The following is a 24,083-nucleotide window of genomic DNA, read 5'->3' as shown; positions in this document are numbered from 1 at the left end:
GAGTCAGTCGATGCCGAGCACGACGTTGCCGAGCACCTCGCCGCGCTCCACCAGTTCGTGCGCGCGCACGATCTCCTCGAGCGGCAGCAACTGGCCGATGGTGTGCAACAGCAGCTCGTCCTCGAGCAGCGGCAGCAGTTCGCGCAGGCAGGCCTCGCGCTCGCTGGGCGCGATCTCGTAGATGGTGAAGAAGCGCAGTCCGGCGCTCTTCTGCATCAGCACCACGGCCGGCAGCACGGCATCGAGGCCGGTCGTGCCGTAGACCACGACGCGCGCGCCGGGCTTCAGCAGCCTGGGGTAGTGCGCCGCGTTGTTTGCGAGGTCGACCTCGATCACGCGGTCCACGCCCGCGCCGCCCGTGAGGGCCTGCACGCGCTCGCCGAGGTCCTGCTCGCGGTAGTCCACGACATGGTCGGCACCGGCCGCGACGGCGTGCGCGGCCTTGCGCGCCGAGCTCACGCTGGCGATGACCTCGGCGCCGCGCAGCTTCGCGAACTGGATCGCGTAGTGGCCCACCGATCCCGCGCCGCCGGCCACCAGCACGCGCTGGCCGGGGCCGCATTCGGCCAGGCGCACGGCGTGCAGCGCGGTGAAGGCCGGAATGCCCAGGCAGGCGCCCTCGGCGAAGCCCAGCGCGGCCGGCAGCGGCACGGCCTGCGCCGACGGCAGCGCGACGTAGTCGGCCGCGGTGCCGAAGGCGCGCCGCCATTGGGCGTTCCAGGTCCACACGCGTTCGCCGATGCGCGCCGCGGGCACGCCATCGCCCACGGCGTCGATCACGCCGGCGCCGTCGCTGTGCGGAACGATCAGCGGTGCCACCAGCGCGCGACCGCCGCCGCCGCGCCGCATCTTCCAGTCGGAGGGGTTCACGCCCGAGGTGCGAAGCCGCACCCGCACTTCGCCCGGGCCGGGCTCGGGCCGCGGCTGCTCGCCGATGCGGATCACCTCGGCCGCCTCGCCCTGCCGCGTGTAGAAGGCGGCACGCATCGTGCTCATGCCTCGCAGCCCGCGACGACGCCGCGCCGCTTGAGCTCGGCGATCTGCGCGGGCGTGAGGCCGATCTCGGCGAGCACCGCGTCGGTGTCCTGCCCGAGGCGCGGTGCGTTGCGCCGCTGCGCGCCGGGCGTGCGCGAGAGCTTGGGCACGATGCCCGGCACCTGCAGCGCATCGCCGTCGCCCATGGCGATGGTCTGCAGCATGCCGCGCGCGAGGTAGTGCGGATCGGCCGCGATGTCGGCCACCGAGTAGATGCGGCCGGCCGGCACCGAGGCCTCGTCGAGCCGCGCGAGCACCTCGGCCACGTCGCGCCGCGCGGTCCAGGCGCCGATGGCGGCATCGAGCTCCGCCACGCGCGCGACGCGGCCGGCGTTGTCGGCCAGCGCCGGATCGGCCGCGAGATCGGGGCGCTCGATCGTGGCCATGAGCCGGCGGAAGATGCTGTCGCCATTGCCCGCGATCAGCGCGTAACCGCCGTCGCCGCAGCGGTAGGCATTGCTCGGCGCGATGCCGGGCAGGGCGCTGCCGGCCGCGCCGCGCACCGCGCCGAAGGCGCTGTACTCGGGCAGCAGGCTTTCCATGCAGTTGAAGACCGCCTCGTAGAGCGCCACGTCGATCACCTGGCCGCGGCCCGAGCGCTGGCGCTCCTGCAGCGCCATCAGGATGCCGATCACGCCATGCAGCGCGGCCAGCGTGTCGCCCAGCGAGATGCCCACGCGCACCGGCACCCGGCCGGGTTCGGCCGTGAGATGGCGCAGCCCGCCCATGGCCTCGGCCACCACGCCGAAGCCGGGGCGGTCGCGGTAGGGGCCGGTCTGGCCGTAGCCGCTCACGCGCAGCACGATCAGCCGCGGGTTGGCCTCGAGCAGCGCCTCGGGACCGAGCCCCCAGCCCTCGAGCGCGCCGGGGCGGAAGTTCTCGATCAGCACGTCCGATTCGGCGGCGAGCCGGCGCACGATGGCCTGCGCCTCGCTGTCCTTGAGGTCGAGCGCGATCGAGCGCTTGTTGCGCGACTGCACCTGCCACCAGACCGAGGTGCCGTCCTTCAGCAGCCGCCACTTGCGCAGCGGGTCGCCGGCGCCGGGCGGCTCGATCTTGATGACCTCGGCACCGAAGTCGCCGAGCGTCTTGGCGGCGAAGGGGCCCGCGATGAGCTGGCCCATCTCGAGCACCTTCAGGCCCGCGAGCGGACCGCGCGCTTCGCTGCCTGTTGTCATGCCGGCACGATGCGCATCGGCAGCCGGTCGAGCGTGCGCATCTGGTTGATCGGCCGGTAGCTGGCCGGCGCCGTGAGTTCCATGCGCGCCACGCGGCGGCTCAGCGCGCCGATCAGCGCTTCCGATTCCTGGCGCGCGAGCATCTGGCCGATGCAGGCATGGATGCCGTTGCCCAGCGCGACGTGGCTGCCCGCGAGCGCGGGGCGGTCGACGTCGAAGCGCTCGGGCTCGGGGAACTGACGCGGATCGCGGTTGGCCGCGCCCATGAACACGCCGATCTTGGTGTCGGGCGCCAGGCGCACGCCCGAGAGCTCGGTCTCGCCGCGCGTGGTGCGGTAGGTGACCTGGAACGGCGTCTCGTGGCGGATGCCTTCCTCGAACGCGGCCTTGACCTTGGCCGGCTCGCCGCGCACGCGCTCCCACTGCGCCGGGTTCTTCGCGAGCTGGTGCAGCGTGAAGCCGATGCCGGCGATGGTCGAGTCGGTGCCGCCGCCCACGAAGCTGCGCACCACGTTCGAGGCGATGCCCTCGTCGAGCTCGCCCGCGTCCTCGGCGCGGAACAGCAGCTCGGCGATCGAGTCGGGAATCACGCCCTGGCGCGACACGCTCTCCTCGAACCACGCGAGGTAGGGCTGCGCGGCCTGCATCGCGCGCTCGTAGAGCGCGTTGCGCGGGCCGCTCTGGTTGAAGCGCATCTCGCCGATGGCCAGGGTCTCGGTGCGCGGCAGGCGCACGCCCACCGCGGCCGGGAAGGCCTCGAGCACGAAACGCTCGGCGCAGTCCTCCACGCCGTCGAACTCGCGCTGCGCGAGTAGTTGTTCGACCAGCGCCTCGGCCTTGCGCTCGAAGCCTTCCTTCCAGCGCCGGATCACGAGCGGCGACAGCAGGCGCGTGACCACCGAGCGGATCTTCGTGTGGTCGGGCGGATCGGCCTCGAGCAGCCGGCTCGGGATGCGGAACTCGCCGGGCTTGCGGATGTCCTGGATGCCGATGCCGCCCGCGTTGGTGAAGCGCGCATGGTCGGCCAGCACGGTCTTGGCCTCGGCATGGCGGCCCACGGCATAGATGCCGTGCGGTGCGATGTAGGCCACGGGACCGGCTTCGCGCAGCGCCTCGTGGAACGGATAGGGATCGAGCAGCACCTCGATCGCGTACGGGTCGATGTCCAGCACGGGCGCGTCGCGCAGCGCGACGGGTTCGGCGGTGGTGGTCATGCAGGGGCTCCTGGCGTGGGGGAATGCATCGAGTCTCGATGGCCGTCCGCCGCGCGTCAGTCCCCTTGACGGGGACGGCGCGGGCCTGTCGAGAGGCTGCGTCCCCGGCAAGGGGACAGACGCCGCGCGCGCCGCTTGATGTACTCGCGCCGGCTCGAAGAACGACCATCCCCGGAACCAGGAGACACACACATGCGCGCTTCCCTGCTAGCCCTCGTGGCCTGCACCGCCTTCGCGACCGCGGCGACGGCACAGGCCCAGAAGACCTACGGCCCCGGTGCCAGCGACACCGAGATCAAGCTCGGCCAGACCGTGGCCTACAGCGGTCCCGGCTCGGCCTATTCGATGGTGGGCCGCATGTCGGTGGCCTACTTCAAGATGCTCAACGAGACCAGGGGCGGGGTCAACGGACGCAAGATCAACCTGCTGTCGGTCGACGATGCCTACAGCCCGCCCAAGACCGTGGAGGGCACGCGCAAGCTGGTCGAGTCCGACCAGGTGCTGGCGCTGGTCAATTCCATGGGCACGGCCTCGCAGACCTCGGTGCAGAAGTACCTCAACGGCAAGAAGGTGCCGCAGGTGTTCTTCTATGCCTCGAGCCCGAACCTGCACGACTCCGCCACCACGCCGTGGACCGTGCCCTTCTCCTTCGCCTACGACATCGAGGGCTCGATCTACGGCAAGTACCTCGTCGACGCCAAGCCCAGCGCGAAGATCGGCGTGCTCTACCAGAACGACGACGTGGGCAAGTCGTACATGCGCGGCTTCCGCAAGGCGCTGGGCGCGAAGCAGTCGAACATCGTGAAGGAGGTGAGCCAGGAGATGAGCGACCCGACCGTCGACTCGCAGATCCTGCAGCTGCAGGCCTCGGGCGCCGAGGTGCTGGTGGCCTTCACCTCGAACAAGGCGCAGGCGCAGGCGATCCGCAAGGCGGCGGCGATCGGCTGGAAGCCGTTCTACATCGTGCCCTACGTGTCGAGCTCGATCAGCGGCGTGCTGACCCCGGCCGGCCTCGACAACTCGGTGGGGCTGGTGTCGAGCTACTGGTTCAAGACGCCGTCGGACCCGACCTGGAACAACGACAAGGCGATGCAGGAGTACCTGGCCTTCTTCAAGAAGTACCTGCCCAACGACGATCCGGGCGACACCACCTCGGTCTACACCTACATGGGCGCGCAGCTCACGGCGCTGGTGCTCGAGCGCTGCGGCGACAACCTCACGCGCGAGAACTTCCTCAAGCAGGTGCAGGGGCTGAAGGACATCGAGCTGGGCATGCTGCTGCCCGGCATGAAGATCAACTTCCGTGCCGACGACTACTACCCGATCCGGCAGGCGCGGCTCGCGCAGTTCGATGGCAAGTCATGGAAGCCCATGACGGAGCTCATCACCATCGAGCGCTGAGCATGCGCGGCCTCAGGGCCGCGGCTGGCGCTCGATGCTGAGTTCGCGCCGGCAGCTCATGTCGGCCATGCGGATCGCCTGCGGCGCGCTGTCCATCGAGCGGCCCGTGGGCTCGAGCGCGCCCCACTGGTTGCGCGCGAGTTCGACGCCATAGCGCATCTCCCAGCGCTTGCCGACGATCTGCTCCATGCAGTGCTCGGCGTCCGCATAGCGCTCGGCCATCTCCATCGCATCGGCGGGCTCCGCTCGAACGGCGAAAGTGGCGAGCAGCGAACACAGGAGGAGGGCGGAGCGTGCGGGGAGGCGAAGGCGCATGGGGAGGCGAAAGAGGGGATTGAAGGAAAGTCGCGGATTTTAACGACCGGCCCGCGCACGATGCCGGCCGTTGCGTATGCCCGACCCGCGGGCTCAGAAGGTGTGAAGGAACCGTCGCGAGCGCCCCGAGGTCGCGTCGAGGACCGGAGCCGTACTGACGTACGGCGAGGACCGCAGATGCGAGATCGGGGCGCGCAGCAGGTTCATTCACACCTTATCAGTCGCGCAGGCTGCTCGCGAGACGCACTACCTCGGCCAAGGTCGCGAGCTGGTCGGCATGCGCGGTCGCGAGGCGCGCGAGCTTCTTGCGGCCCGCGGGCAGCAGGTGCACCTCCACCTGCCGGCGATCGACGGTGCTGGGCTTGCGCACGACCAGGCCCGCTTCCTCGCAGCGCGACACCAGCGCCACCACGCCATGCGGCTGCGCCTGCAGCCGTTCGGCCAGCTCGCCGATCGAGGCCCAGTCGCGGTCCGGAAAGCCTTGGGTGTGGAGCAGCAGTTGGTACTGCAGCGCCGTGATGCCTTGCTCGCGCGCGGCGTCCTCGCTGAAGCGCAGGAAGCTGCGCAGCGTGTGGCGGAAATTGGAGAGGGCCTCGAAGCGCTGCTTCTGGGCCGGGCCGGAGGAGGTCGACATGGGCGGGATCGGCGGGGGACGCGGGAATGTAGCAGCCGGTCCGCTAGGCGGGCGTGTAGTCCCAGGGATTCATCAGCGGCACGCCGGACGCTTCGAAGTGCTTGAGGTTGCGCGTCACCACCGTGGCGCCGTGCACCAGCGCCGTCGCTGCGATCAGGGGATCGCGGTAGTCGCGGCCATCGGCCCATGCGAGGCTGGCGGCACGCCGGGCCACCACATGATCGACGGGCAGGATTCGGCCGGCGAAGGCCGGGAGCACCATGGTCTCGAGCCAGCGATGGAAGACCTCGGCCTGCAGTTCGTCGCCGCGCTGCGCGGCCTGGCTGATGCCGCGCTGGATCTCCAGCACCGTGACCGCGGACAGGTACATGTCCCCGGTGGCATGAGCGACCATCCAGGCCTGCACGTTCGCATGGCAACTGCTCTTGCGGACTTCGGAAACGACGTTGGTGTCCAGCAGCCACATCATGCGCGCCGTCCTCCCTCGGGCTCGTTCGTGTGCGAGCAATCGCGCGTCATGCGTCGATGTCCTTGGCGCCGATGCGGATCGGCTCGACGTCCAGGTCGAAGGCGTCGGCTTCGGGCATGCGCAGCAGCTCGACCAGGTTCTTGTCGGTCTTCGTGAGGCGGCGGTATTCGGCGATCGGAATGAGCGCCTGGGTTGGCTCGCCGCGGTCGGTGATGATGACCGTGCCGCCCTCGCTCACCACGCGCCGGGCGGCGCTGACGTTGTGCACGAACTCGCGGCTGGAAACCGTCTTGATCTGTGCGTGTCCCATGGTGCGTCCTTTCGATGAGGCGGAGCCCGCCATGCAATGTGCATCGCGCCGTTGTCGCCTTCGATGAAGATGTTAGCTACGTTGCTAACTTACGTCAAGACAAGCGTTCGCGCACGCGTGATCCAAAGATCGAGTCCACGCGTCAATAAGCATTAACGCCTAAGGCAGGCACGTCAAAAGCACCTACGATCCGCCTGAAATGTACTTTGTCATCAAAGTACAAAACAAACGGATCATGAACTTCGACGAAGCACATCAAGCAACGACGGCCGGTGCCTTGGCTGCCGCCTACGCCCGGCGCGAGCTCACGCCCACGCAGGTCGCCGAACGCTGCCTGGCGCGTGCGCAGGCCGCGCGCGGCGTGTTCACGCAGCTCACCGTGTCGCGGGCCCTCGCGCAGGCCGAACGGGCCACCGCGCGCTGGCGGGCCGGCACGCCGCTCGGCCCGATGGACGGCGTGCCGCTGACCTGGAAGGACCTGTTCGACATCCGCGGCACCCCCACCACGGCCGGCTCGGCCTTGCTTGCACGGGCCGAACCGGCGAGGGCCGATGCCACGCTGGTGGCGCATGCCGAGGCGGCCGGCATGGTCTGCATCGGCAAGACCAACCTGAGCGAGTTCGCCTATTCGGGGCTGGGGCTGAATCCGTTCTTCGGCACGCCGGTGAACCCGGCCCTCGGCACGCGCGCCAGGGCACCGGGGGGATCGTCCTCGGGGGCCGCGCTGGCCGTCGCGCTCGACATCGCGCCGATCGGCATCGGCACCGACACCGCCGGCTCGGTGCGCGTGCCGGCATCGTTCAACGGGCTGGTCGGCTACCGGGCCAGCAGGCGGCGCCATGCGATGACGGGCGTGTTCGCGCTCGCCCCGTCGCTCGACACCGTCGGCCCGCTCGCGCACTCGGTGGCCGATTGCATCGCCATGGATGCCGTGCTCCAGGGCGGCCGCGGCGACGAAGCAAGTGAACTGCTCGCCGGCGGCTTCGACGCAGCCCGCCGCACCCTGGCGCAGCAGACCTTCGTCGTCGACCCTGCCATCCTCGACAGCGAGCGCGTCACGACGGCGGTGCGCGAGAACCTGCGGGCGCGGATGCGCTGGCTGCGCGCCGCGGGCGCGACGGTCGTGGAGCGCGAGGTGAAGAGCCTGCACCTCGTGCAGGCGCTGATCGACAGCCACGGCTGGCTCGGCGCCAGCGAGGCCTTCGCGATGCACCAGGCGCGGCTCGATGCGCCGCAGGCCGAGGCCATGGACCCGCGCGTGCGCCGCCGGCTCGAAGCGGCGCGCGATGTCAGCGCCGCGCGCTACCTGCACCTGCGCTGGGAGCGGCAGCGCTTGATCGCCGCCTTCGAGCGCGATCTCGAGGGCGCGACCCTGGTGCTGCCCGCCACCGCGCACACCGCGCCGCTGCTGCAGCCGCTGGAGGCCGACGACGAGCTCTTCGCGCGCACCAACCTCGCGACGCTGCGCCTCACGATGCCCGGCAGCTTCCTGGACACGCCCGTCGTCGCGATGCCCAGCGGCGTCGAGCGCGTGGCCGCGCCCGACGGCAGCACCGATCTCCTGCCCACCGGCCTGCAGCTGATGCGCCCGCGCGGCGAGGACGCACGGCTGCTGCAGATCGCCCTTTCCCTCGAGCACCTGTTTTCTTCACCCCACTTCAAGGAGCAATGACATGACCAAGGAAATCTTCATCACCTTCGGCGTCGACGTGGACGCCGTCGGCGGATGGCTCGGTTCGTACGGCGGCGAGGACTCGCCCGACGACATCTCGCGCGGCATGTTCGCGGGCGAGGTGGGATCGCCGCGGCTGCTGAAGCTGTTCAGGAAATACGGCCTGACCACCACCTGGTTCGTGCCCGGGCACTCGGCCGAGACCTTTCCGGACCAGATGAAGGCCGTGGTCGACGCGGGCCACGAGCTGGGCATCCACGGCTACAGCCACGAGAACCCGATCGCGATGACGCCCGAGCAGGAAGAGGCCGTGCTCGACCGCAGCATCGACGTCATCACGCGCCTCGCGGGCCGGGCGCCGACCGGCTATGTCGCGCCGTGGTGGGAGTTCAGCCCCGTCACCAACGAGCTGCTGATCAAGAAGGGCATCAAGTACGACCACAGCCTGATGCACAACGACTTCCACCCGTACTACGTCCGCGTCGGCGACCGGTGGACCCGGATCGACTACAGCAAGCATCCGGACAGCTGGATGAAGCCGCTCGAGCGCGGCACCGAGACCTCGCTGGTCGAGATCCCGGCCAACTGGTACCTGGACGACCTGCCGCCGATGATGTTCATCAAGAAGGCGCCCAACAGCCACGGCTTCGTGAACCCGCGCGACATCGAGCAGATGTGGCGCGATCAGTTCGACTGGGTCTACCGCGAGCACGACTACGCGGTGTTCCCGATCACGATCCATCCGGACGTCTCGGGCCGGCCCCAGGTGCTGCTGATGCTCGAGCGGCTGATCGAGCACTTCCAATCGCACGCCGGCGTGCGCTTCATGACCTGCGACCAGATCGCGGACGACTTCCTGCGCCGCCATCCGCGCGGCTAGGCCCCGGCATTGCACCGCCCCTTCCACAGAGAACGACCATGACCGCCTCGATCCCTCCCCAAGCCGCGGCCGACGCCGCCTGGACGCCGCCGACCGTGACGAAGAAGCAGGTGAACTACGCCACCTGGGTGTGCTTCTTCGCCTGGGTGTTCGCCGTGTACGACTTCATCCTGTTCGGCACCCTGCTGCCCCGGCTCGGCGACCACTTCAAGTGGACCGCCGACCAGCAGACCAACCTCAACACCTGGGTCACGCTCGGCACGGTCATCGTGGCCTTCGGCATCGGGCCGATCGCCGACCGGCTGGGCCGGCGCAAGGGCATCATCATCGCGGTCGCCGGCGCGGCCCTGTGCTCGGGGCTGACGGCCTTCGCGGGCTGGGTGATCGGCCTGTCGGCCGGGGTGGGCTTCGTGCTGCTGATCCTGGTGCGCTCGCTGGCCGGGCTCGGCTATGCCGAGCAGAGCATCAACGCCACCTACCTCAGCGAGCTGTTCTCGCTGGTGCACACCGACCCGGCCGCCACCCGGCGGCGCGGCTTCATCTACTCGCTGGTGCAGGGCGGCTGGCCGGTGGGCGCGGTGCTCACCGCGGCGCTGGTGGCCGCGCTCTATCCGCTGGGCGAACGCTGGTTCGGCGAAGGCGGCGGCTGGGCGCTGTCCTTCGTGTTCGCGATGTTCCCCGCCATCGTGATCGCGATCCTCGGCCGCCGGCTGGTCGAGACGCCGCAGTTCATCACCGGCCAGCGCATCGCGCGGCTGCAGCGCGAAGGCCGGGCCGCCGATGCGCAACGGCTCGCGCAGGCGCAGGGCATCGACCTGTCGGCGCGGCATCACACCGGCATCTCCGCCATGTTCAAGGGTGCGTCGCTGCGGCCCACGCTGTCGCTGGCCCTGAGCTTCTTCCTCAACTGGTTCGCGATCGTGATCTTCGCCGTGCTGGGCACCTCGGTGCTCGGCGGTTCGGGCGGCACGCCCGGCAAGGGCGTGGACTTCTCCAATGCGCTGCAGGTGCTGATCGTCTCGAACCTGGCCGGCTTCCTCGGCTACATGTTCCACGGCTGGCTCGGCGACCGCATCGGCCGGCGCAACGCGGTTGCCATCGGCTGGGTGCTGGGCGGGCTCGCGTTCTACCTGATGCTGCAGGCGCCGCAGGGCGACTTCTGGCGCATCGTGCCGCTGTACTCGCTCGGCCTGTTCTTCCTGATCGGCCCCTATGCCGCGGTGCTGTTCCTGGTCGGCGAGAGCTTCCCGAGTCACATCCGCGCCACCGCCAGCTCCTTCGTCAACGCGATGGGGCAGGTGGGTGCCATCGCGGCGGGCTTCGGCGTGACCTACACGCTGTCGCACGGCGCCGACTGGGTGCAAGCCGCGGTCGTCTGGGGCGCGATTCCCTGCACGATCTCCGGCATCGTGATGCTGCTGGTGCCGCACGTCGACCCGAAGTCGGTGCGTTGAAGGAGCAACCCGATGACTACATCAGGAGCACGAACAGGCCGCGTGGCATTGATCACCGGCGCAGCGAGCGGCATCGGCCAGGCGCTGGCGCTGGCCTATGCGCAGACCGATGTCGCGGTCGTGGGCGGCTATTTCCCGGGCGATCCGCACGACCCGGCGCAGACCGAGCGGCTGGTGAGCGACGCCGGCGGCCGCTGCGTCATGGTGCCCGTCGACGTTGGCGATGCCGACCAGGTCGAGCGCTTCGCGCAGACCGCCATCGAGCGCTTCGGCCGCCTCGACCATGCGGTCGCGAATGCCGGACTGCTGCGCCAGGCGGCGCTCACCGCCATGAGCGATGCGCAATGGATGGACGTGATCAACGTCGACCTCAGCGGCGTGATGCGCACCTTCCGCGCCGCGGCGCGCCACATGGGCGAGGGCGGTGCGATGGTCGCGGTGTCGTCGATCGCCGGCGGCGTGTACGGGTGGGAGAATCATGCCCACTACTCGGCCGCGAAGGCCGGCGTGCCCGGCCTGTGCCGTGCCGTGGCGATGGAGCTCGCGCCGCGCGGCATCCGCTGCAACTGCGTGATTCCCGGGCTGATCGAGACGCCGCAATCGCTCGACCCGGTCAACTCGCTCGGTCCCGAGGGACTGCGGCAGGCGGCCGCCGGCATTCCGCTCGGGCGGGTCGGCAGGGCGCGCGAGATCGCGACGCTGATCCGCTTCCTGACCGGCGACGACGCGTCGTACATCACGGGCCAGTCGGTGATCGCCGATGGCGGCCTCACCGTGCGCTGGCCCGGTTGAACCGGCAGGAGCACCCATGAACGACAGACTCCTCAACGGGCGGCGCGCCGTCGTGACCGGCGCCGGCAGCGGCATCGGCGCCGCCATCGCGCTGGCCTATGCGCGCGCCGGCGCCGACCTGCTGCTGGCCGACATCGATCGCGCGCGGGTGGACGACACCGCGCGCCGCTGCCGCGAAGCCGGTGGCCGCGTCGAGACCGCCGTCGGCGACATCGGCGACGAGGCGGTCGCCAACGCGGCCATCGATGCCTGCGTGGCGGCCTTCGGCGGCATCGACATCCTGGTCAACAACGCCGGCATGCTGACCCAGTCGCGCTGCGCCGACATGCCGACCGCCATGTGGGACGACATGCTGCGCGTCGACCTGCGCAGCGTGTTCCTCTGCGCGCGCCGCGCCGTTGTGCACATGGCGGCGCAGCGCTGGGGGCGCGTGATCAACGTGGCCTCGCAGCTCGGCATCAAGGGCGGTGTCGAGCTGTGCCACTACGCGGCCGCCAAGGCCGGCGTGATCGGCTTCACCAAGTCGCTGGCGCTCGAGATGGCGCCGGCCAACGTGCTGGTCAACGCCATCGCGCCCGGCCCGATCGCCACGCCGCTGGTCGACGGCATCAGCGCCGACTGGAAGCGGGCCAAGGAAGCCAGCCTGCCGCTGGGCCGCTTCGGCCGCGTGGAAGAGGTGGCGCCCACCGCCGTGCTGCTGGCCTCCGATCCCGGCGGCAACCTCTACGTGGGCCAGACGCTCGGGCCCAATTCCGGCGACGTGATGCCCTGAAAGGCGGTGGACCATGTGCGGGATGTGCGGCTTGCTGCAAGGGACGGCGCACTGGAGCCATGCGGCGGCCGGTTCGGTGCAGGGACGGCGCCAGCGGCTGCTCCAGGTGGCGCGGGCCAACCGCCTGCTGCGGCTGTTCCGGCTCGAGCTGCAGGACTTCCATGGGCAGTCCTACCTGCTGCAGGGCCCGACCGGCGCGAGCGTGCTGGTGCCCGACTTCAGCGCGCTGTGGAGCGCGGCCGAGCAGTTGCTGGGCCGCACCATCGATCCGCTGGCCATGCCATGGCCCGCGAAGGACGACGCGCCATGACGGACATCGCCTTCGAGGTCCTGCCCGTCGGCATCCTGACCGGCTTCCTGGGCAGCGGCAAGACCACCTTGCTGCGGCGCTGGCTGCAGGGCAGCGCCGCGGGCGACACGGCCGTGCTCATCAACGAGTTCGGCGATGTCGGCCTCGACCACCTGCTGGTCGGCGCGATCGACGCCGACACCGTGCTGCTCGACAACGGCTGCATCTGCTGCTCGATCCGCGGCGAACTCAAGGAGGCGCTGATGCGCCTGCTGTCGCGCCGCCAGCGCGGCGAGCTGCCGGCGTTCCGCCGCGTGCTGGTCGAGACCACGGGCCTGGCCACGCCGGGGCCGGTGCTGGGCACGCTGCTCGGCGATGCGCAGCTTCGCCATCACTTCCGGCCGGCCTTCGTCGCCACCGTGGTCGATGCCCTGCACGCCGAGCGCCAGCAGGCGCAGCACCCCGAATGGATCGCGCAGGTCGCCGCGGCCGACACGCTGTGGCTCAGCAAGACCGACCTGGTGGCGCCCGAGCAGGCGACGCGGCTGCGGGCGATGCTGGCGGAACTCAACCCCGTGGCCCGCCAACTGGAGGCGCCTTCGGCGGCGTCCGTGCCCTGGCTCGACGATCTCGCGAACGGCGCTTCTCGCGACGACACCGCGGGATGGATCGCGCGCGTCGCCGCGGGCACGCTGCGGCCGCGTGCCGGCGCGTCGCCGGTGCCCGCGCGCATCGGCGGCACCCATGCGCAGCAGCTGGCCGGCACGGGCGCGCGCTCGTTCTGCCTGGTGTTCGAGCGGCCCCTAGAATGGTTCACCCTCACTCTCTGGCTCACGCTGCTGGTGCATCGTCATGGCGATCGATTGCTGCGCATCAAGGGCTTGCTGGGCATCGCGGCCGACGGTTTCGCGCACGGGCAACCTACGGTCCTGCACGGGATCGGGCACCTGATGCACCCGCCCGAACACCTGGCCGACTGGCCCGACGACGACCGGCGCTCGCGCCTGGTCTTCATCGTGCAGGGCCTGTCCGAGGCGGACGTGCGCGCGTCGTGGGAAGCCTTCGAACGCTTCTACGCGCCGCGGGAAGCCGGGCCGAATCCTCTCATTTCGAAAGCGTAGCCATGGCCGCCCTGGCATCGAAGAGAACCGAGCTGCGCGTGCTGGGCACGTCGGTCACGCTCACGGAAGCCGTGCGCAAGCGCGCCATGTCGGACCTCGGCCTGCGCATCCACTTCGAGGTGCTCGACGGCTTCGACGCGCAGCGCCAGGCCGTGATCGAGCAGGGCAGCTTCGACGTCTACGACCAGTGGTTCCACAGCATCGACTACCTCTGGCCGGCCGGCGCGCTGCAGCCCATCGAGCTGGACCGTATCGAGCACTGGTCCGAGGTCAATGCCCTGCCCAAGACCGGGCGGATCGCGCCGGACGCGCGCTACGGGCAGGGCTGCAATCCCGTGACGCGCCTCTACGTGCAGCCCGACGGCAGCGTGGGCGATGCGCCGAGCGCGCAGATCAGCATGCTGCCGCTCACGCACAACGCCGACAGCTTCGTCTATCTGCCGGCCGAGATCCCGTCGCTGTTCGGCACCGAGGAGAGCTGGTCGTGGCTGGTGTCGCCGGCCTGCAATGGCCGCGTGGCGCTGCAGGCCGATGCCGCGATCGGCGCGCTCGACGCCGTGCTGGCGCTGCGCGCGAGCGGCGAGATGGCGTTCGGCGACATCAGCAACCTCGAGATCGAGGAGGTCGACCGGATGATCGCGCTGCTGATGGCCAAGAAGAAGGCCGGCCTGTTCCGCGGCTTCTGGGGCAACTACGCCGACGCCGCGCGCATGATGATCGATGCGCGCGTCGCGATCCAGAGCAACTGGTCGCCCGCCATCGCGCAGTACGAGCAGGCCGGCCTGGCCTACCGGCTGGCGCGTCCGCGCGAAGGCTATCGGGCCTGGTACGGCGGCCTGGGCATCGCGCGCCGCGCCCAGGGGCCCAAGCTCGACGCGGCCTACCGCTACCTGAACTGGTGGCATTCGGGCTGGGCCGGCGCGGTGATGGCGCGGCAAGGCTTCTACATCTCGAACCCGCTGCGCACGCGCGCGCACCTGAGTGCGGCCGAATGGGGCTATTGGTACGCGGGCCTGCCGGCGGCCGAGGACCTGCCGGGAACTGACGGTACCATCCTGATCCGCCGAGGCAGCGTGCGCGACGGCGGCTCCTATGCGCAGCGCATGAGCGACGTGGCCGTGTGGAACACCGTCATGGACGAGCACAACTACCTGGTGCGCAAATGGACCGAGTTCCTGCGCAGCGGCTGAACCCCTGTTGAGACACCGAGACGCGACTGCACGACAGCGATGAGAAGACCATGAGTCCGCCAGCCTCCGACCCCGCGTCGGCCGAGGAAAGCACCGAAGCTGGCGAACGGAAGCTGCGCTACGAACTGATCCGCCACCGGCTGCGCCAGGCCATCGTCGACCGGCGCATCGTGCCCGGGCTGGTGCTGCTCGAAGGACCGGTCGCCGACGTGTTCGGCACCAGCCGCGTGCCGGTGCGCAAGGCCTTCCACCTGCTCCATGAAGAAGGCCTGCTGCAGAAGTTCATGGGCCGCGGCTACATGGTCGCGCCGCGCGGCCAGCAGGTGGAGCCGCTGCGGCTGCCGATCGACGAGGCCTCGCTCGGGCAGGACGCGCAGGACGCGACCATCTACATCCCTTCCGAGAGCGAGCGCATCTACAGCGAGTTCGAGCAGTCGATCTCGGCCGCCATCGTGTTCGGCCACTTCCGCATCGACGAAGCGCAGGCCATGCAGCATTTCAGCGTGAACCGCGGCGCGCTGCGCGAGGTGCTGAGCCGGCTGGTCGACCGCGGCCTGGTCGAGAAGAGCGCCTATGCGGCCTGGCGCGCCGGCCCGCTGACGGCGCGCGCCATGGCGCAGGACTTCGAGATTCGGCTGCTGCTGGCGCCGGCCGCGCTGCTCGAGAGCGCACCGAAGCTCGATCCGCAGTTCCTGTCGGGCCTGCGCGAGGTGCTGCGCGATCCCGCGGCCGTCGACACGGAAGAGCTGCTGAGCATCGAGAGCCAGATCCACGACACCTGCCTGGCGCACCACCCCAACACCAAGATGCTCGGCATCCTGCGGCAATGCCAGATGCCGCTGATCGTCCATCAGACCTTCTGCCGCATGTTCCACCAGCCGGTGCATCCCGCGCTGATCGACGAGTACCGGCAGATCGTCGAGCACCTGTGCGAGGGCCGCTACGCGCAGGCGGCCGAGGCGCTCGCGGCGCACCTGCAGGCCGCGCGCAAGCGTACGCAGCAGCAGCTCAAGGTGCTGGCCGTGCTGCCCGAGCCGCCGTTGCCGGCTTACCTCGTGCGCATTGCCTGAGCACGGGCCGTGGTCCGGCCTCAGCCGATCGCCTGCGCTTCCCTGAAGCCCTCGAGCACCGCGTCGTCCACTTCCCGTGGCGCCACGCAGTCGCCGATGCGGCGCACCGCCAGGCCGCGTGCCTTCAACTGGTGGTACAGCCCGTCCTCGCTCTCGCGCAGCATCGACAGCACGACCGTGTCGGCCGTCAGCGTCTCGCTGGCGCCACCCAGCGTGCTGCGCAGCACCACGCGACCCGGCTCGATGCGCTCGACGGTGGTCGAGGCGCGCAGCGCCACGCCGGCCGCGGCCACGCGCGGCATCAGCCAGGGCCAGTCGAGCGTGGGCTCGAGCTTGCGGCCGAGCAGCGCGTCGGCGCCGACCACCGTGACCTCGCGGCCCGCGGCGCTCAGCAGCCGTGCCAGGCCCAGCGGCAGGTAGTCGCCGTTGTCGTCGACGATCAGCACGCGGCGTCCGCAGGCGGGCAGGTCGTCGAGCGCCGAGAGCGCGTCCGTCACGTGCGGCAGTTCCGCGCCCGGGATCGCGTCGCGGTCGGTGCGGAACATCGAGCGGCCGCCGCGCTGCCAGCGCGCGCCGGTGGCCACCACGACCTCGTCGGCGCCGAAGGCGGCCACCGCGTCGGCCGTGGCCTCGCGGCGCAGCACGATCTCCACGCCGCGCCGGCGCAGCGAGGCCTCGAGGTCGTCGACCAGGAAGTTCCACGAAACGTAGTCGGGCAGCAGGCCGGCGCGGCGGATCTGGCCGCCGAGCCGGTCCGTGCGTTCCCACAGGGTGACGCGATGGCCGCGCGCGGCCGCGCTGTCGGCGAACTTGAGGCCGCCCGGACCGCCACCGATCACGAGCAGCGTGCGCGGCGAGGCGGCGGGACGCGGCAGCGCCGCACCGAACTGCAGCTCGCGGCCCGCCTCGGGGTTCACGGTGCAGCTCACGTTCTGCCCGAGCCGTCGCCAGCAACCCTGGTTGGCGCCCACGCAGCGCCGGGTCTGGTTGGCGCGGCCTTCCCTGGCCTTGCGCACGATCTCGGGGTCGGCGATCTGGGCGCGCACCAGCCCGACCATGTCGGACTGCCCGTGCGCGACGATCCGTGCGGCCGTGGCGATGTCGCGCACCGAGCCCTGGATCAGCAGCGGGATGCGCCCGCGCAGCGCCTCGCGCACGCGCGCGGCGTCGGCGGCCAGCGGCGCGGTCTCGCCGCTCGACTGCGGCGGCACCAGCCGGTGGTTCTGGTGGTAGTCGGTGTGCGAGAGGCACACGTAGTCGAACAGGCGCTCGGCTTCGAGCAGCGCGACCACGCGCAGCGTTTCCTCGGGCGTGGTGCCGGCCTCGCCGAGGTACTCGTCGAGGCTCAGCTTGATGCCGATCGCGAAATCGCTGCCGCAGCGTGCGCGCACCGCGCGGCCGATCTCGAGCGCGAGCCGCGTGCGGCGCCCGGTGTCGCCGCCCCAGCGGTCGTCGCGCCGGTTCCAGTACGGCGAGAGGAAGTTGCTCAGCAGGTAGCCGTGCGAGCCGTGGATCTCCACGCCGTCGCCGCCACCGGCCTGCACGTTGGCGCAGGTCGCGGCGAAGCCTTCGATCACCGCGCGGATGTCGTCCTCCTCCATCGGCTGCGGCATGGCACGGTGCACCGGCGAGGCCAGCTGCGAAGGCGCGAGCACGGCGCCCCAGTGCGCGATGTCGTCGGTGCGGCGCGTGCCGCTGGCGCCCATGTGCGTGACCTGCACGATCACCGGCACGCCGAGCCGCTTGCTCGGGGCGACGAAGGCCCGCACCGCGTCGGCCCAGGCGGGCTCCCACGGCGACACGCCGGCGCGCGCGCTGGCCGGATGCACATGGAAGCCGTGCGTGACGATCAGGCCGACGCCGCCGCGCGCGCGTTCGGCCAGGTAGGCGCCATAGGCCAGCGGCGGCAGGCTGACCTGGTGCGCGGGCAGGTAGATGCGGTTGAGCGCCTGCACGGGGCCGATGCGCACCGGCTCCCACAGGCCGTCGAGCGTGGTCGGCGTCGCAGGCTGCGTCGTCATGCGCGGCTCAGGAGAAGCACATGCCGCCGTTGACGTCGAGCACTGCGCCGGTGGTGAAGCTGGCGCCGCGCGAGGCCAGGAAGGCGGCGGGCCAGCCGATCTCCTCGGGCTGGCCCAGGCGCTTCATCGGGTACTGGTCGACGGTGAAGGGCTGGTTCGCCGACACCAGCAGCGGCGTGAAGATCGGCCCCGGTGCCACGCCGTTGACGACCACGCCCGAGGCCGCGGCCTGGCGCGCGAAGTAGCGCACCAACGCCGACAGCCCGCCCTTCGAGGCCGCGTAGGCCGGCTCCACTGCCAGCGTCGAGCCCGCGTTGCGCGCGGCCATCGAGCTGGTCAGCACGATGCGGCCGCTGCCGCGCTTCATCATCGCGGGCAGCGCGGCGCGCAGCAGGTTGACCGGGCCCTTCACGTTCACGGCCATGGTGCGCTCGAACAGCTGCTCCCATTCGTCGCCACCATCGAGCCAGTCGCCCTTGACGTAGTAGCCGCTGGTGTCGATCAGCGCGTCGATCTCGCCGATGTCCGCGAGCAGTGCGTTCACGTCCTCGCGCTTCGTGTTGTCGAGCGCGGCGGCGCGGGCCTTGAGTTCGTCGGCCAGCTCGGTCGGCGCCTTCAGGTCGGCGATGAACAGCTCGGCACCGAGCGCGGCGCACACGCGCGCGGTGGCGCCGCCGATGGCGCCACCGGCGCCGGTGATCAGGATGCGCTCGCCGCGCAGGTCGAAGAGGTTCTTCATGGGTGGTCGTCCTTCAGGGAGTGTGCAAAGAGTTCGATTCATTCGGGCGCGCCGTAGGCGCCTGCCTCGAGCAGCGCGCGCGAGCCGAGGTCGGCGCCGTTCCAGCGCGTGAAGAAGCCCGCGGCGCTGCCGCCGTCGACGGTCATCACCGAGCCCGTGACGTAGCTCGCGGCATCGGACAGCAGGAACAGCGCGGGGCCGGCCTGTTCCTCGGCCCGGCACAGGCGGCCCAGCGGGTTGCGGTCGACCATTGCGTACTGCAGATGGTCGGGCGGGATGTTGGCCTGCACCAGCGGCGTGTCGACCACGCCCGGTGCGAGCGCATTGACGCGCACGCCGAAGCGGCCCCACTCGATGGCGAGCGCGCGCGTGAGGCCGATCACGCCGTGCTTCGAGGCGCTGTAGTGCGCGCGGCCCGCATGGCCGCCGAGGCCGTCGATCGAGGCCACGGTGACGATCGCGCCGCGCCGGCGCTCGAGCATGCGCCGGCCCACGGGCTGCAGCGAGCGGAACATGCCCGTGAGGTTGACGTCGAGGCAGCGGGTCCAGAGCTCGTCGGGCATGGTGTGGGCGGGCGCCGGCGGAGAGATGCCGGCGCAGGCCACCATGCCGTCGATGGCGCCGAGCTGCCGCTCGATGCGCGCCACCGCGGCTTCGCAGGCGGCGGCATCGCGCACGTCGAGCGTCTGCGCGACGGCCTGCGCGCCGAGTTCGCGCAGCTCGGCCGCCACGCTCGTTGCGCGCTCGGCCACCGCGTCGACGACGGCGATGCGCGCGCCTCCGCGCGCGGCCTCGATGCCGATCGCGCGACCGATGCCGCTGCCGCCACCGGTGACGAGGATCACGCGGTCCTGCAGTCCGTAGTCCATGGCTGTGCCTCCACGAGGGAATGAGTGAATGAGGAGTGGGAAGAGGGGAGTGCGGCGAATGTGGCAGCCGCGTCGCGCGGCGTCTGTCCCCGTGGCAAGGGACAGCGCGGCCTGTACCACGGGCAGGGGACTGACGGGCCCGCGATGCGCGGCGAATACTGCCCGCCATGACAACCCCCTCCGTCTCCACCATCGCCGCCGCCGACGACGTGCTGCTGCGCGTCAGCGGCCTCGGCGTGCGCTTCGGCGGCATCGTGGCGCTCGACGGCATCTCCTTCGAGGTGCGCCGCGGCCAGATCTGCGGACTGATCGGTCCCAACGGGGCCGGCAAGACCACGCTGTTCAACTGCCTGAGCCGCATCTACACGCCGGCTTCGGGAGCTATCGTGTTCGACGGCGTCGACCTGCTCGCGCAGCCGCAGCATGCGATCGCGGCGGCGGGCATCGGCCGCACCTTCCAGAACGTGGCGCTGTTCCCCGCGATGACGGTGCGCGAGAACGTGATGGTGGGCCGCCATTGCCGCACCGGCACCAGCTACCTCGCCAATGCCTTCCGCCTGCCTTCGGTGCGGCGCGAGGAGGCCGAGGTGCGCGAGCGCACCGAGCGGCTGCTGGCCTTGCTCGACCTCTCGGCGCTGGCCGAGACGCCGGTGAAGAACCTCTCGTTCGGCACCCGCAAGCGCGTGGAGATGGCGCGCGCGCTGGTGGCCGATCCCAAGCTGCTGCTGCTCGACGAACCCGCGGCCGGCCTCAACCACGAGGAGGTCGACGGGCTGCGCCAGCTGATCCTCGACGTGCGCGAGCGCTTCCACGTGACCGTGCTGCTGGTCGAGCATCACCTGAACCTGGTGATGCGGGTGTCCGACCAGGTGGTGGCGATGAACTTCGGCCGCAAGATCGCCGACGGCCCGCCCGCGCAGGTGCAGGCCGACCCGGAAGTGGTGCGCGCCTACCTCGGCACGGAGACCGCCTGATGGCCGCGCTGCTGGAGGTGAAGAACCTCGAGGCCTTCTACGGCCCCACGCGCGTGCTCGAGGGCATCGACTTCGAGGTCGCCGAGGGCGGCATCACCACCATCCTCGGCGCCAACGGCGCGGGCAAGACGACGACGCTGCGCGCGCTGAGCGGGCTGGTGCGGCGCACCGGCGAGATCCGCCTCGCGGGCCAGCGCATCGATGGCCACAGCACCGAGAAGACCGCCGCGCTGGGCATCGCGCACGTGCCCGACGGCCGCGGCACGCTGGTCAACATGACGGTGGAGGAGAACCTGCGCGTGGGCGCCTACCTGCGCCGCGGCAAGGCCGAGGTCGAGCAGGACATGGCGCGCATGTTCGGCTACTTCCCGCGGCTGCGCGAGCGGCGCGGGCAGCAGGCCGGCACGCTCTCGGGTGGCGAGCAGCAGATGCTGGCGATCAGCCGCGCGCTGATGCAGCGCCCGCGCCTGCTGCTGATGGACGAGCCCTCGTTCGGCCTCGCGCCGCTGGTGATCCGCGAGATCTTCGAGATCATGCGCGTGGTCAATCGCGAGGAGGGCGTGGGCATCCTGCTGGTCGAGCAGAACGTGGCGCGCGCGCTCGAGATCGCCGACCACGCCTGGCTGCTCGAGACCGGCCGCACCGTCATCTCGGGCACCGCGAAACAGCTGCGCGACGACGCGCAGATCCGCCGCTCCTATCTCGGCTTCTGACCAGGACCCCACCCCATGTACAGCCTGCTGCAACAGATCGCCTCCGGCATCGCCATGGGCGGCATCTACGCCTGCCTCGGCCTGGCACTGGTGATGATCTACCAGTCCACCCACCACATCAATTTCGCGCAGGGCGAGATGGCGATGTTCTCCACCTTCATCGCCTTCCTGCTGCTGAAGTGGGGCCTGCCGTACTGGGCCGCCGCGCTCGCCACGCTGGCCTTCGGCTTCGTGGCCGGCTTCGCCATCGAGCGGCTGGTGCTGCGGCCGCTGGGCGATGTGCCCGAGCTGTCGGTGATCGTGGTCTTCATCGGCCTGTTCGTCGGCATCAACTCGCTGGCCGGCTGGATCTTCGGCCACCAGCTCGAGCCGTTCCCGAGTCCGTTCCCCGACAAGCTGCCCGGCGGCAGCACGCTGATCTCGGGCCACGAGCTCGGCACGGTGGCGGTGGTGCTGCTGGTGATGGCGCTGCTCTATGCCTTCCTGCGCTTCACCAAGGTCGGGCTCGCGATGCGCGCCTCGGCCGAGAACCCGGTGTCCTCGCGGCTCGCGGGCATCCCGGTGTCGCTGATGCTCTCGCTGGGCTGGGGCCTGTCGGCGCTGATCGGCGCGGTGGCCGGGCTGATGGTGGCGCCCGTGGTCTTCCTCGAGCCCAACATGATGGGCGGCGTGCTGATCTACGCCTTCGCGGCGGCGCTGCTCGGCGGCATCGACAACCCCTGGGGCGCGGTGGCCGGCGGGCTGATCGTGGGCGTGGTCGAGAACCTCGCGGGCACCTACCTCGTGGGCACCGAGCTCAAGCTGACGCTGGCCCTGGTGCTGATCGTGGCCGTGCTGCTGGTGCGGCCCTCGGGCCTGTTCGGCCGCAAGCTGGTGGCGAGGGTCTGACGATGTCGGCTCTGCCCTTCATTCCCGAGCAAGCACCGGCCCTGGCCGCCGATGCCGCGCCCGCGCGTTCGCCCTGGCGCATCGCCGCCTTCGCGCTGCTGGCCGTCGCGGCGCTCGCGCTGCCCTTCGCGCTGTCGGACTACCGCCTCTTCCTCGTCACCATGACGCTGATCACCGCCATCGGCGTGCTCGGCCTCAACATGCTCGTGGGCTACAACGGCCAGCTCTCGCTGGGCCATGGCGCGCTGTATGCGCTCGGTGCCTATGTCACCGCGGTGCTGATGGAGCACGGCGGCTTCGCCTGGTGGGCCACCCTGCCGGTGTCGGCCGCGGTGTGCTTCGGCTTCGGCTTCCTGTTCGGCTGGCCGGCGCTGCGGCTCAAGGGCCACTACCTCGCGCTCGCCACCTTCGCGCTCGCGCTGGCCACGCCGCAGCTGCTCAAGCACAAGGCGCTCGAGCCATGGACCGGGGGTGTGCAAGGCATCGTGCTCATGAAGCCCGAGGCGCCCTTCGGTCTGCAGCTGTCGGCCGACCAATGGCTCTACCTCGTGGTGCTGGCGATCGCGGCGCTGATGTTCGTCTGCGCCTGGAACATGCTGCGCGGCCGGCTGGGCCGCGCCACCATCGCCATCCGCGAGCAGCCGACCGCCGCGGCCGCGATGGGCGTCAACGTGCCGCACGTGAAGGCCATGACTTTCGGCATCAGCGCGCTCTACACCGGCGTGGCCGGCTCGCTCGGCGCCATCGCCACCGCCTTCGTGGCGCCCGACAGCTTCGGCATGTTCGTGTCGGTGTTCTTCCTCGTGGGCGTGGTGGTGGGCGGGCTCGGCACCATCTCGGGCGCGCTGGTGGGCGCGGCCTTCATCCAGTTCATACCGAACATCGCCGACCAGATCTCGAAGTCGGCGCCCTCGGCGATCTTCGCGGGCTTCCTGATCCTGTGCATGTTCCTGATGCCGCAGGGCTTCGTGGGGCTGGTGCGCAGCGTGCTGCGGCGCCTGCGTGGCGGCGAGGTCCAACGTCCCCGTCGAGGGGACTGACGCGAACGACCGCCTGAGAGAAAGTCCTTCCATGCCCCGCGCCATCTACATCCATTCCAACGGCGAGCGCACCGAGCTCGAGGTCGCTGAAGGCCAGAGCCTGATGCTGGCCGCCACCAGCCACGACCTGCAAGGCATCGTCGGCGACTGCGGCGGCGTCATGAGCTGCGCCACCTGCCACGTGATCGTCGACGCGGCCTTCATCGACAGGCTGCCGCCCGCGGTCGACACCGAGAACCAGATGCTCGACTACACGGCCGCGCCGCGCGAAGCGGGCAGCCGGCTGTCGTGCCAGATCGTCATGAGCGAAGCGCTCGACGGCATCGCCGTGCGCATCGCCGACCCTCAACTGTAAGAGCCGACATCAACACGGAGAAACGCTTCATGCAAGCCACCGCAACCGACAACAGCACCAAGCCCAAGGCGGCGCTGACCCCCAATCCCGGCCTCACGCCGATGATGCTGAACCATGCGGCCTGGGTCACGCCCGACGCGGCGGCCACCACCGACTTCTACACCCGCATCATGGGCATGGAGCTCGCGAGCACGGTGCTCGACGACAGCGTGCCCTCGACCGGCGACGCGATTCCCTACTTCCACATCTTCTTCCGCATGGGCGACGGCTCCACGCTGGCCTTCTTCGAGGCGCCGGGCGTGCCCGCGCCCTCGAAGTCCAGCCATCCGGCCTACGACATCTTCAACCACATCGCGCTGCAGGCGAAGGACCGCGCCGAGGTGACGAAGTGGTACGAGTGGCTGACCTCGCAGGGCGTGGAGGTGATCGGGCCGACCGACCACAAGGGCCTGATCCTGTCGATCTATTTCCACGACCCGGCCGGCGTGCGCCTGGAGATCACCACGCCGCTGGACAAGGAATGGAACCGCCACACCGACAAGGGCTATGCCGACCTCAAGCTGTGGGAGGACTGCAAGCGCCAGGCCAAGGCCGAGGGCCGCGACGTGCCCAAGGCGCTGTTGGAGCTGATCCAGGACGTGCGCAAGCGCTACGGCACGGGCCACGGCGAGAAGGCCGGCGAGTGAGC

The 24,083-nt window shown here is 70.5% G+C and carries 26 protein-coding genes; 16 read left to right on the top strand and 10 right to left on the bottom strand.

Going from position 1 to position 24,083, the window contains the following annotated elements; all coding sequences use genetic code 11:
• Positions 1–3: 3 nt before the first annotated feature.
• Genes R0232_RS38885 through R0232_RS38875 form a run of 3 tightly spaced genes read right to left on the bottom strand, consistent with a single transcriptional unit; the run spans position 4 to position 3,427 of the window.
• Complete coding sequence (locus R0232_RS38885; RefSeq protein ID WP_431514477.1) at positions 4–996, bottom strand: NADPH:quinone reductase; 993 nt, start codon at positions 994–996, stop codon at positions 4–6.
• Positions 993–2,213, bottom strand: a complete 1,221-nt coding sequence (locus R0232_RS38880) for a CaiB/BaiF CoA transferase family protein (protein WP_431514476.1) — start codon at positions 2,211–2,213, stop codon at positions 993–995. The genes R0232_RS38885 and R0232_RS38880 overlap by 4 nt, the downstream gene beginning before the upstream one ends.
• On the bottom strand, positions 2,210–3,427 hold the full coding sequence (locus tag R0232_RS38875; RefSeq protein ID WP_431514475.1) for a cytochrome P450: 1,218 nt from the start codon (positions 3,425–3,427) through the stop codon (positions 2,210–2,212). Before R0232_RS38875 ends, R0232_RS38880 begins: the two co-directional genes overlap by 4 nt.
• 192 nt (positions 3,428–3,619) lie before the next feature.
• Here R0232_RS38875 and R0232_RS38870 point away from each other — a divergent pair, with 192 nt between their 5' ends.
• A complete protein-coding gene (locus R0232_RS38870) occupies positions 3,620–4,828 on the top strand; it encodes an ABC transporter substrate-binding protein (RefSeq protein ID WP_431514474.1) in 1,209 nt (402 codons plus the stop codon).
• Between the two features lie 12 nt (positions 4,829–4,840).
• Here the strand turns inward: R0232_RS38870 and R0232_RS38865 are convergent, their stop codons facing one another.
• The 4 genes from R0232_RS38865 to R0232_RS38850 form a co-directional block, all read right to left on the bottom strand.
• On the bottom strand, positions 4,841–5,143 hold the full coding sequence (locus tag R0232_RS38865) for a hypothetical protein (protein WP_431514473.1): 303 nt from the start codon (positions 5,141–5,143) through the stop codon (positions 4,841–4,843).
• Between the two features lie 217 nt (positions 5,144–5,360).
• Positions 5,361–5,777, bottom strand: coding sequence for a MarR family winged helix-turn-helix transcriptional regulator (locus tag R0232_RS38860; RefSeq protein ID WP_093346839.1), 417 nt, complete (start codon positions 5,775–5,777; stop codon positions 5,361–5,363).
• Positions 5,778–5,820: 43 nt separating this feature from the next.
• On the bottom strand, positions 5,821–6,246 hold the full coding sequence (locus tag R0232_RS38855; RefSeq protein ID WP_431514472.1) for a type II toxin-antitoxin system VapC family toxin: 426 nt from the start codon (positions 6,244–6,246) through the stop codon (positions 5,821–5,823).
• Positions 6,247–6,292: 46 nt separating this feature from the next.
• Positions 6,293–6,556, bottom strand: coding sequence for a type II toxin-antitoxin system Phd/YefM family antitoxin (locus tag R0232_RS38850; protein ID WP_177239426.1), 264 nt, complete (start codon positions 6,554–6,556; stop codon positions 6,293–6,295).
• 235 nt (positions 6,557–6,791) lie between these two features.
• On the opposite strand from R0232_RS38850, the gene R0232_RS38845 reads away from it, so the two are divergent.
• The 9 genes from R0232_RS38845 to R0232_RS38805 are packed head-to-tail and all read left to right on the top strand — an operon-like array spanning position 6,792 to position 15,796.
• A complete protein-coding gene (locus tag R0232_RS38845) occupies positions 6,792–8,228 on the top strand; it encodes an amidase (protein WP_431514471.1) in 1,437 nt (478 codons plus the stop codon).
• Between the two features lies 1 nt (position 8,229).
• On the top strand, positions 8,230–9,108 hold the full coding sequence (locus R0232_RS38840; RefSeq protein WP_093346852.1) for a polysaccharide deacetylase family protein: 879 nt from the start codon (positions 8,230–8,232) through the stop codon (positions 9,106–9,108).
• Positions 9,109–9,146: 38 nt separating this feature from the next.
• The gene (locus R0232_RS38835) at positions 9,147–10,562 is read left to right on the top strand and encodes an MFS transporter (protein WP_208510698.1); all 1,416 of its coding nucleotides are present in this window, start codon (positions 9,147–9,149) and stop codon (positions 10,560–10,562) included.
• Positions 10,563–10,574: 12 nt separating this feature from the next.
• Complete coding sequence (locus R0232_RS38830) at positions 10,575–11,354, top strand: SDR family NAD(P)-dependent oxidoreductase (protein ID WP_208510697.1); 780 nt, start codon at positions 10,575–10,577, stop codon at positions 11,352–11,354.
• A gap of 16 nt (positions 11,355–11,370) precedes the next feature.
• On the top strand, positions 11,371–12,126 hold the full coding sequence (locus tag R0232_RS38825) for an SDR family NAD(P)-dependent oxidoreductase (protein WP_208510696.1): 756 nt from the start codon (positions 11,371–11,373) through the stop codon (positions 12,124–12,126).
• Between the two features lie 22 nt (positions 12,127–12,148).
• Positions 12,149–12,436, top strand: coding sequence for a hypothetical protein (locus R0232_RS38820; RefSeq protein WP_256222711.1), 288 nt, complete (start codon positions 12,149–12,151; stop codon positions 12,434–12,436).
• On the top strand, positions 12,433–13,536 hold the full coding sequence (locus R0232_RS38815; RefSeq protein WP_431514470.1) for a CobW family GTP-binding protein: 1,104 nt from the start codon (positions 12,433–12,435) through the stop codon (positions 13,534–13,536). The genes R0232_RS38820 and R0232_RS38815 overlap by 4 nt, the downstream gene beginning before the upstream one ends.
• A 2-nt stretch (positions 13,537–13,538) precedes the next feature.
• Entirely contained in the window at positions 13,539–14,726 is a 1,188-nt protein-coding gene (locus R0232_RS38810) for an ABC transporter substrate-binding protein (protein ID WP_431514469.1), read from the top strand.
• A 50-nt stretch (positions 14,727–14,776) separates the two neighbouring features.
• Positions 14,777–15,796 carry a GntR family transcriptional regulator gene (locus R0232_RS38805; protein WP_431514468.1) on the top strand — a complete coding sequence of 340 codons (1,020 nt, stop codon included), beginning with the start codon at positions 14,777–14,779 and terminating at the stop codon, positions 15,794–15,796.
• 20 nt (positions 15,797–15,816) lie between these two features.
• On the opposite strand, the gene R0232_RS38800 is transcribed toward R0232_RS38805, so the two are convergent.
• The 3 genes from R0232_RS38800 to R0232_RS38790 are packed head-to-tail and all read right to left on the bottom strand — an operon-like array spanning position 15,817 to position 19,425.
• The gene (locus tag R0232_RS38800) at positions 15,817–17,817 is read right to left on the bottom strand and encodes an FAD-dependent oxidoreductase (RefSeq protein ID WP_431514467.1); all 2,001 of its coding nucleotides are present in this window, start codon (positions 17,815–17,817) and stop codon (positions 15,817–15,819) included.
• Between the two features lie 7 nt (positions 17,818–17,824).
• Positions 17,825–18,556, bottom strand: a complete 732-nt coding sequence (locus tag R0232_RS38795; protein ID WP_431514466.1) for an SDR family NAD(P)-dependent oxidoreductase — start codon at positions 18,554–18,556, stop codon at positions 17,825–17,827.
• A gap of 38 nt (positions 18,557–18,594) precedes the next feature.
• Positions 18,595–19,425: an SDR family NAD(P)-dependent oxidoreductase gene (locus R0232_RS38790; RefSeq protein ID WP_431514465.1), complete on the bottom strand. Its 831-nt coding sequence runs from the start codon at positions 19,423–19,425 to the stop codon at positions 18,595–18,597.
• A 167-nt stretch (positions 19,426–19,592) separates the two neighbouring features.
• Between R0232_RS38790 and R0232_RS38785 the strand changes: the two genes are divergently transcribed.
• The 6 genes from R0232_RS38785 to R0232_RS38760 are packed head-to-tail and all read left to right on the top strand — an operon-like array spanning position 19,593 to position 24,081.
• Positions 19,593–20,399, top strand: a complete 807-nt coding sequence (locus R0232_RS38785) for an ABC transporter ATP-binding protein (protein ID WP_431514464.1) — start codon at positions 19,593–19,595, stop codon at positions 20,397–20,399.
• Positions 20,399–21,112: an ABC transporter ATP-binding protein gene (locus R0232_RS38780; RefSeq protein ID WP_093346890.1), complete on the top strand. Its 714-nt coding sequence runs from the start codon at positions 20,399–20,401 to the stop codon at positions 21,110–21,112. Before R0232_RS38785 ends, R0232_RS38780 begins: the two co-directional genes overlap by 1 nt.
• A 15-nt stretch (positions 21,113–21,127) precedes the next feature.
• Positions 21,128–22,000 carry a branched-chain amino acid ABC transporter permease gene (locus R0232_RS38775; RefSeq protein WP_057597314.1) on the top strand — a complete coding sequence of 291 codons (873 nt, stop codon included), beginning with the start codon at positions 21,128–21,130 and terminating at the stop codon, positions 21,998–22,000.
• 2 nt (positions 22,001–22,002) lie between these two features.
• Positions 22,003–23,040 (top strand): branched-chain amino acid ABC transporter permease, encoded by a 1,038-nt coding sequence (locus R0232_RS38770; RefSeq protein WP_431514463.1) that lies wholly within the window; start codon positions 22,003–22,005, stop codon positions 23,038–23,040.
• A gap of 31 nt (positions 23,041–23,071) precedes the next feature.
• The gene (locus R0232_RS38765) at positions 23,072–23,395 is read left to right on the top strand and encodes a 2Fe-2S iron-sulfur cluster-binding protein (protein WP_208510666.1); all 324 of its coding nucleotides are present in this window, start codon (positions 23,072–23,074) and stop codon (positions 23,393–23,395) included.
• 29 nt (positions 23,396–23,424) lie between these two features.
• A complete protein-coding gene (locus tag R0232_RS38760) occupies positions 23,425–24,081 on the top strand; it encodes a VOC family protein (RefSeq protein ID WP_296786239.1) in 657 nt (218 codons plus the stop codon).
• Positions 24,082–24,083 lie beyond the last annotated feature (2 nt).

Origin of the sequence: Variovorax sp. DAIF25, from assembly GCF_050711835.1 — a bacterium.
In the GTDB taxonomy this organism is placed as follows: domain Bacteria; phylum Pseudomonadota; class Gammaproteobacteria; order Burkholderiales; family Burkholderiaceae_C; genus Variovorax.
This window is presented reverse-complemented; position numbering and strand designations above follow the sequence as displayed.

Excerpts from the sequence above, each read along its gene's own strand:
- R0232_RS38885 (WP_431514477.1), bottom strand. The coding sequence starts at position 996 with ATGAGCACGATGCGTGCCGCCTTCTACACGCGGCAGGGCGAGGCGGCC.
- R0232_RS38880 (WP_431514476.1), bottom strand. The coding sequence starts at position 2,213 with ATGACAACAGGCAGCGAAGCGCGCGGTCCGCTCGCGGGCCTGAAGGTG.
- R0232_RS38875 (WP_431514475.1), bottom strand. The coding sequence starts at position 3,427 with ATGACCACCACCGCCGAACCCGTCGCGCTGCGCGACGCGCCCGTGCTG.
- R0232_RS38870 (WP_431514474.1), top strand. The coding sequence starts at position 3,620 with ATGCGCGCTTCCCTGCTAGCCCTCGTGGCCTGCACCGCCTTCGCGACC.
- R0232_RS38865 (WP_431514473.1), bottom strand. The coding sequence starts at position 5,143 with ATGCGCCTTCGCCTCCCCGCACGCTCCGCCCTCCTCCTGTGTTCGCTG.
- R0232_RS38860 (WP_093346839.1), bottom strand. The coding sequence starts at position 5,777 with ATGTCGACCTCCTCCGGCCCGGCCCAGAAGCAGCGCTTCGAGGCCCTC.
- R0232_RS38855 (WP_431514472.1), bottom strand. The coding sequence starts at position 6,246 with ATGATGTGGCTGCTGGACACCAACGTCGTTTCCGAAGTCCGCAAGAGC.
- R0232_RS38850 (WP_177239426.1), bottom strand. The coding sequence starts at position 6,556 with ATGGGACACGCACAGATCAAGACGGTTTCCAGCCGCGAGTTCGTGCAC.
- R0232_RS38845 (WP_431514471.1), top strand. The coding sequence starts at position 6,792 with ATGAACTTCGACGAAGCACATCAAGCAACGACGGCCGGTGCCTTGGCT.
- R0232_RS38840 (WP_093346852.1), top strand. The coding sequence starts at position 8,230 with ATGACCAAGGAAATCTTCATCACCTTCGGCGTCGACGTGGACGCCGTC.
- R0232_RS38835 (WP_208510698.1), top strand. The coding sequence starts at position 9,147 with ATGACCGCCTCGATCCCTCCCCAAGCCGCGGCCGACGCCGCCTGGACG.
- R0232_RS38830 (WP_208510697.1), top strand. The coding sequence starts at position 10,575 with ATGACTACATCAGGAGCACGAACAGGCCGCGTGGCATTGATCACCGGC.
- R0232_RS38825 (WP_208510696.1), top strand. The coding sequence starts at position 11,371 with ATGAACGACAGACTCCTCAACGGGCGGCGCGCCGTCGTGACCGGCGCC.
- R0232_RS38820 (WP_256222711.1), top strand. The coding sequence starts at position 12,149 with ATGTGCGGCTTGCTGCAAGGGACGGCGCACTGGAGCCATGCGGCGGCC.
- R0232_RS38815 (WP_431514470.1), top strand. The coding sequence starts at position 12,433 with ATGACGGACATCGCCTTCGAGGTCCTGCCCGTCGGCATCCTGACCGGC.
- R0232_RS38810 (WP_431514469.1), top strand. The coding sequence starts at position 13,539 with ATGGCCGCCCTGGCATCGAAGAGAACCGAGCTGCGCGTGCTGGGCACG.
- R0232_RS38805 (WP_431514468.1), top strand. The coding sequence starts at position 14,777 with ATGAGTCCGCCAGCCTCCGACCCCGCGTCGGCCGAGGAAAGCACCGAA.
- R0232_RS38800 (WP_431514467.1), bottom strand. The coding sequence starts at position 17,817 with ATGACGACGCAGCCTGCGACGCCGACCACGCTCGACGGCCTGTGGGAG.
- R0232_RS38795 (WP_431514466.1), bottom strand. The coding sequence starts at position 18,556 with ATGAAGAACCTCTTCGACCTGCGCGGCGAGCGCATCCTGATCACCGGC.
- R0232_RS38790 (WP_431514465.1), bottom strand. The coding sequence starts at position 19,425 with ATGGACTACGGACTGCAGGACCGCGTGATCCTCGTCACCGGTGGCGGC.
- R0232_RS38785 (WP_431514464.1), top strand. The coding sequence starts at position 19,593 with ATGACAACCCCCTCCGTCTCCACCATCGCCGCCGCCGACGACGTGCTG.
- R0232_RS38780 (WP_093346890.1), top strand. The coding sequence starts at position 20,399 with ATGGCCGCGCTGCTGGAGGTGAAGAACCTCGAGGCCTTCTACGGCCCC.
- R0232_RS38775 (WP_057597314.1), top strand. The coding sequence starts at position 21,128 with ATGTACAGCCTGCTGCAACAGATCGCCTCCGGCATCGCCATGGGCGGC.
- R0232_RS38770 (WP_431514463.1), top strand. The coding sequence starts at position 22,003 with ATGTCGGCTCTGCCCTTCATTCCCGAGCAAGCACCGGCCCTGGCCGCC.
- R0232_RS38765 (WP_208510666.1), top strand. The coding sequence starts at position 23,072 with ATGCCCCGCGCCATCTACATCCATTCCAACGGCGAGCGCACCGAGCTC.
- R0232_RS38760 (WP_296786239.1), top strand. The coding sequence starts at position 23,425 with ATGCAAGCCACCGCAACCGACAACAGCACCAAGCCCAAGGCGGCGCTG.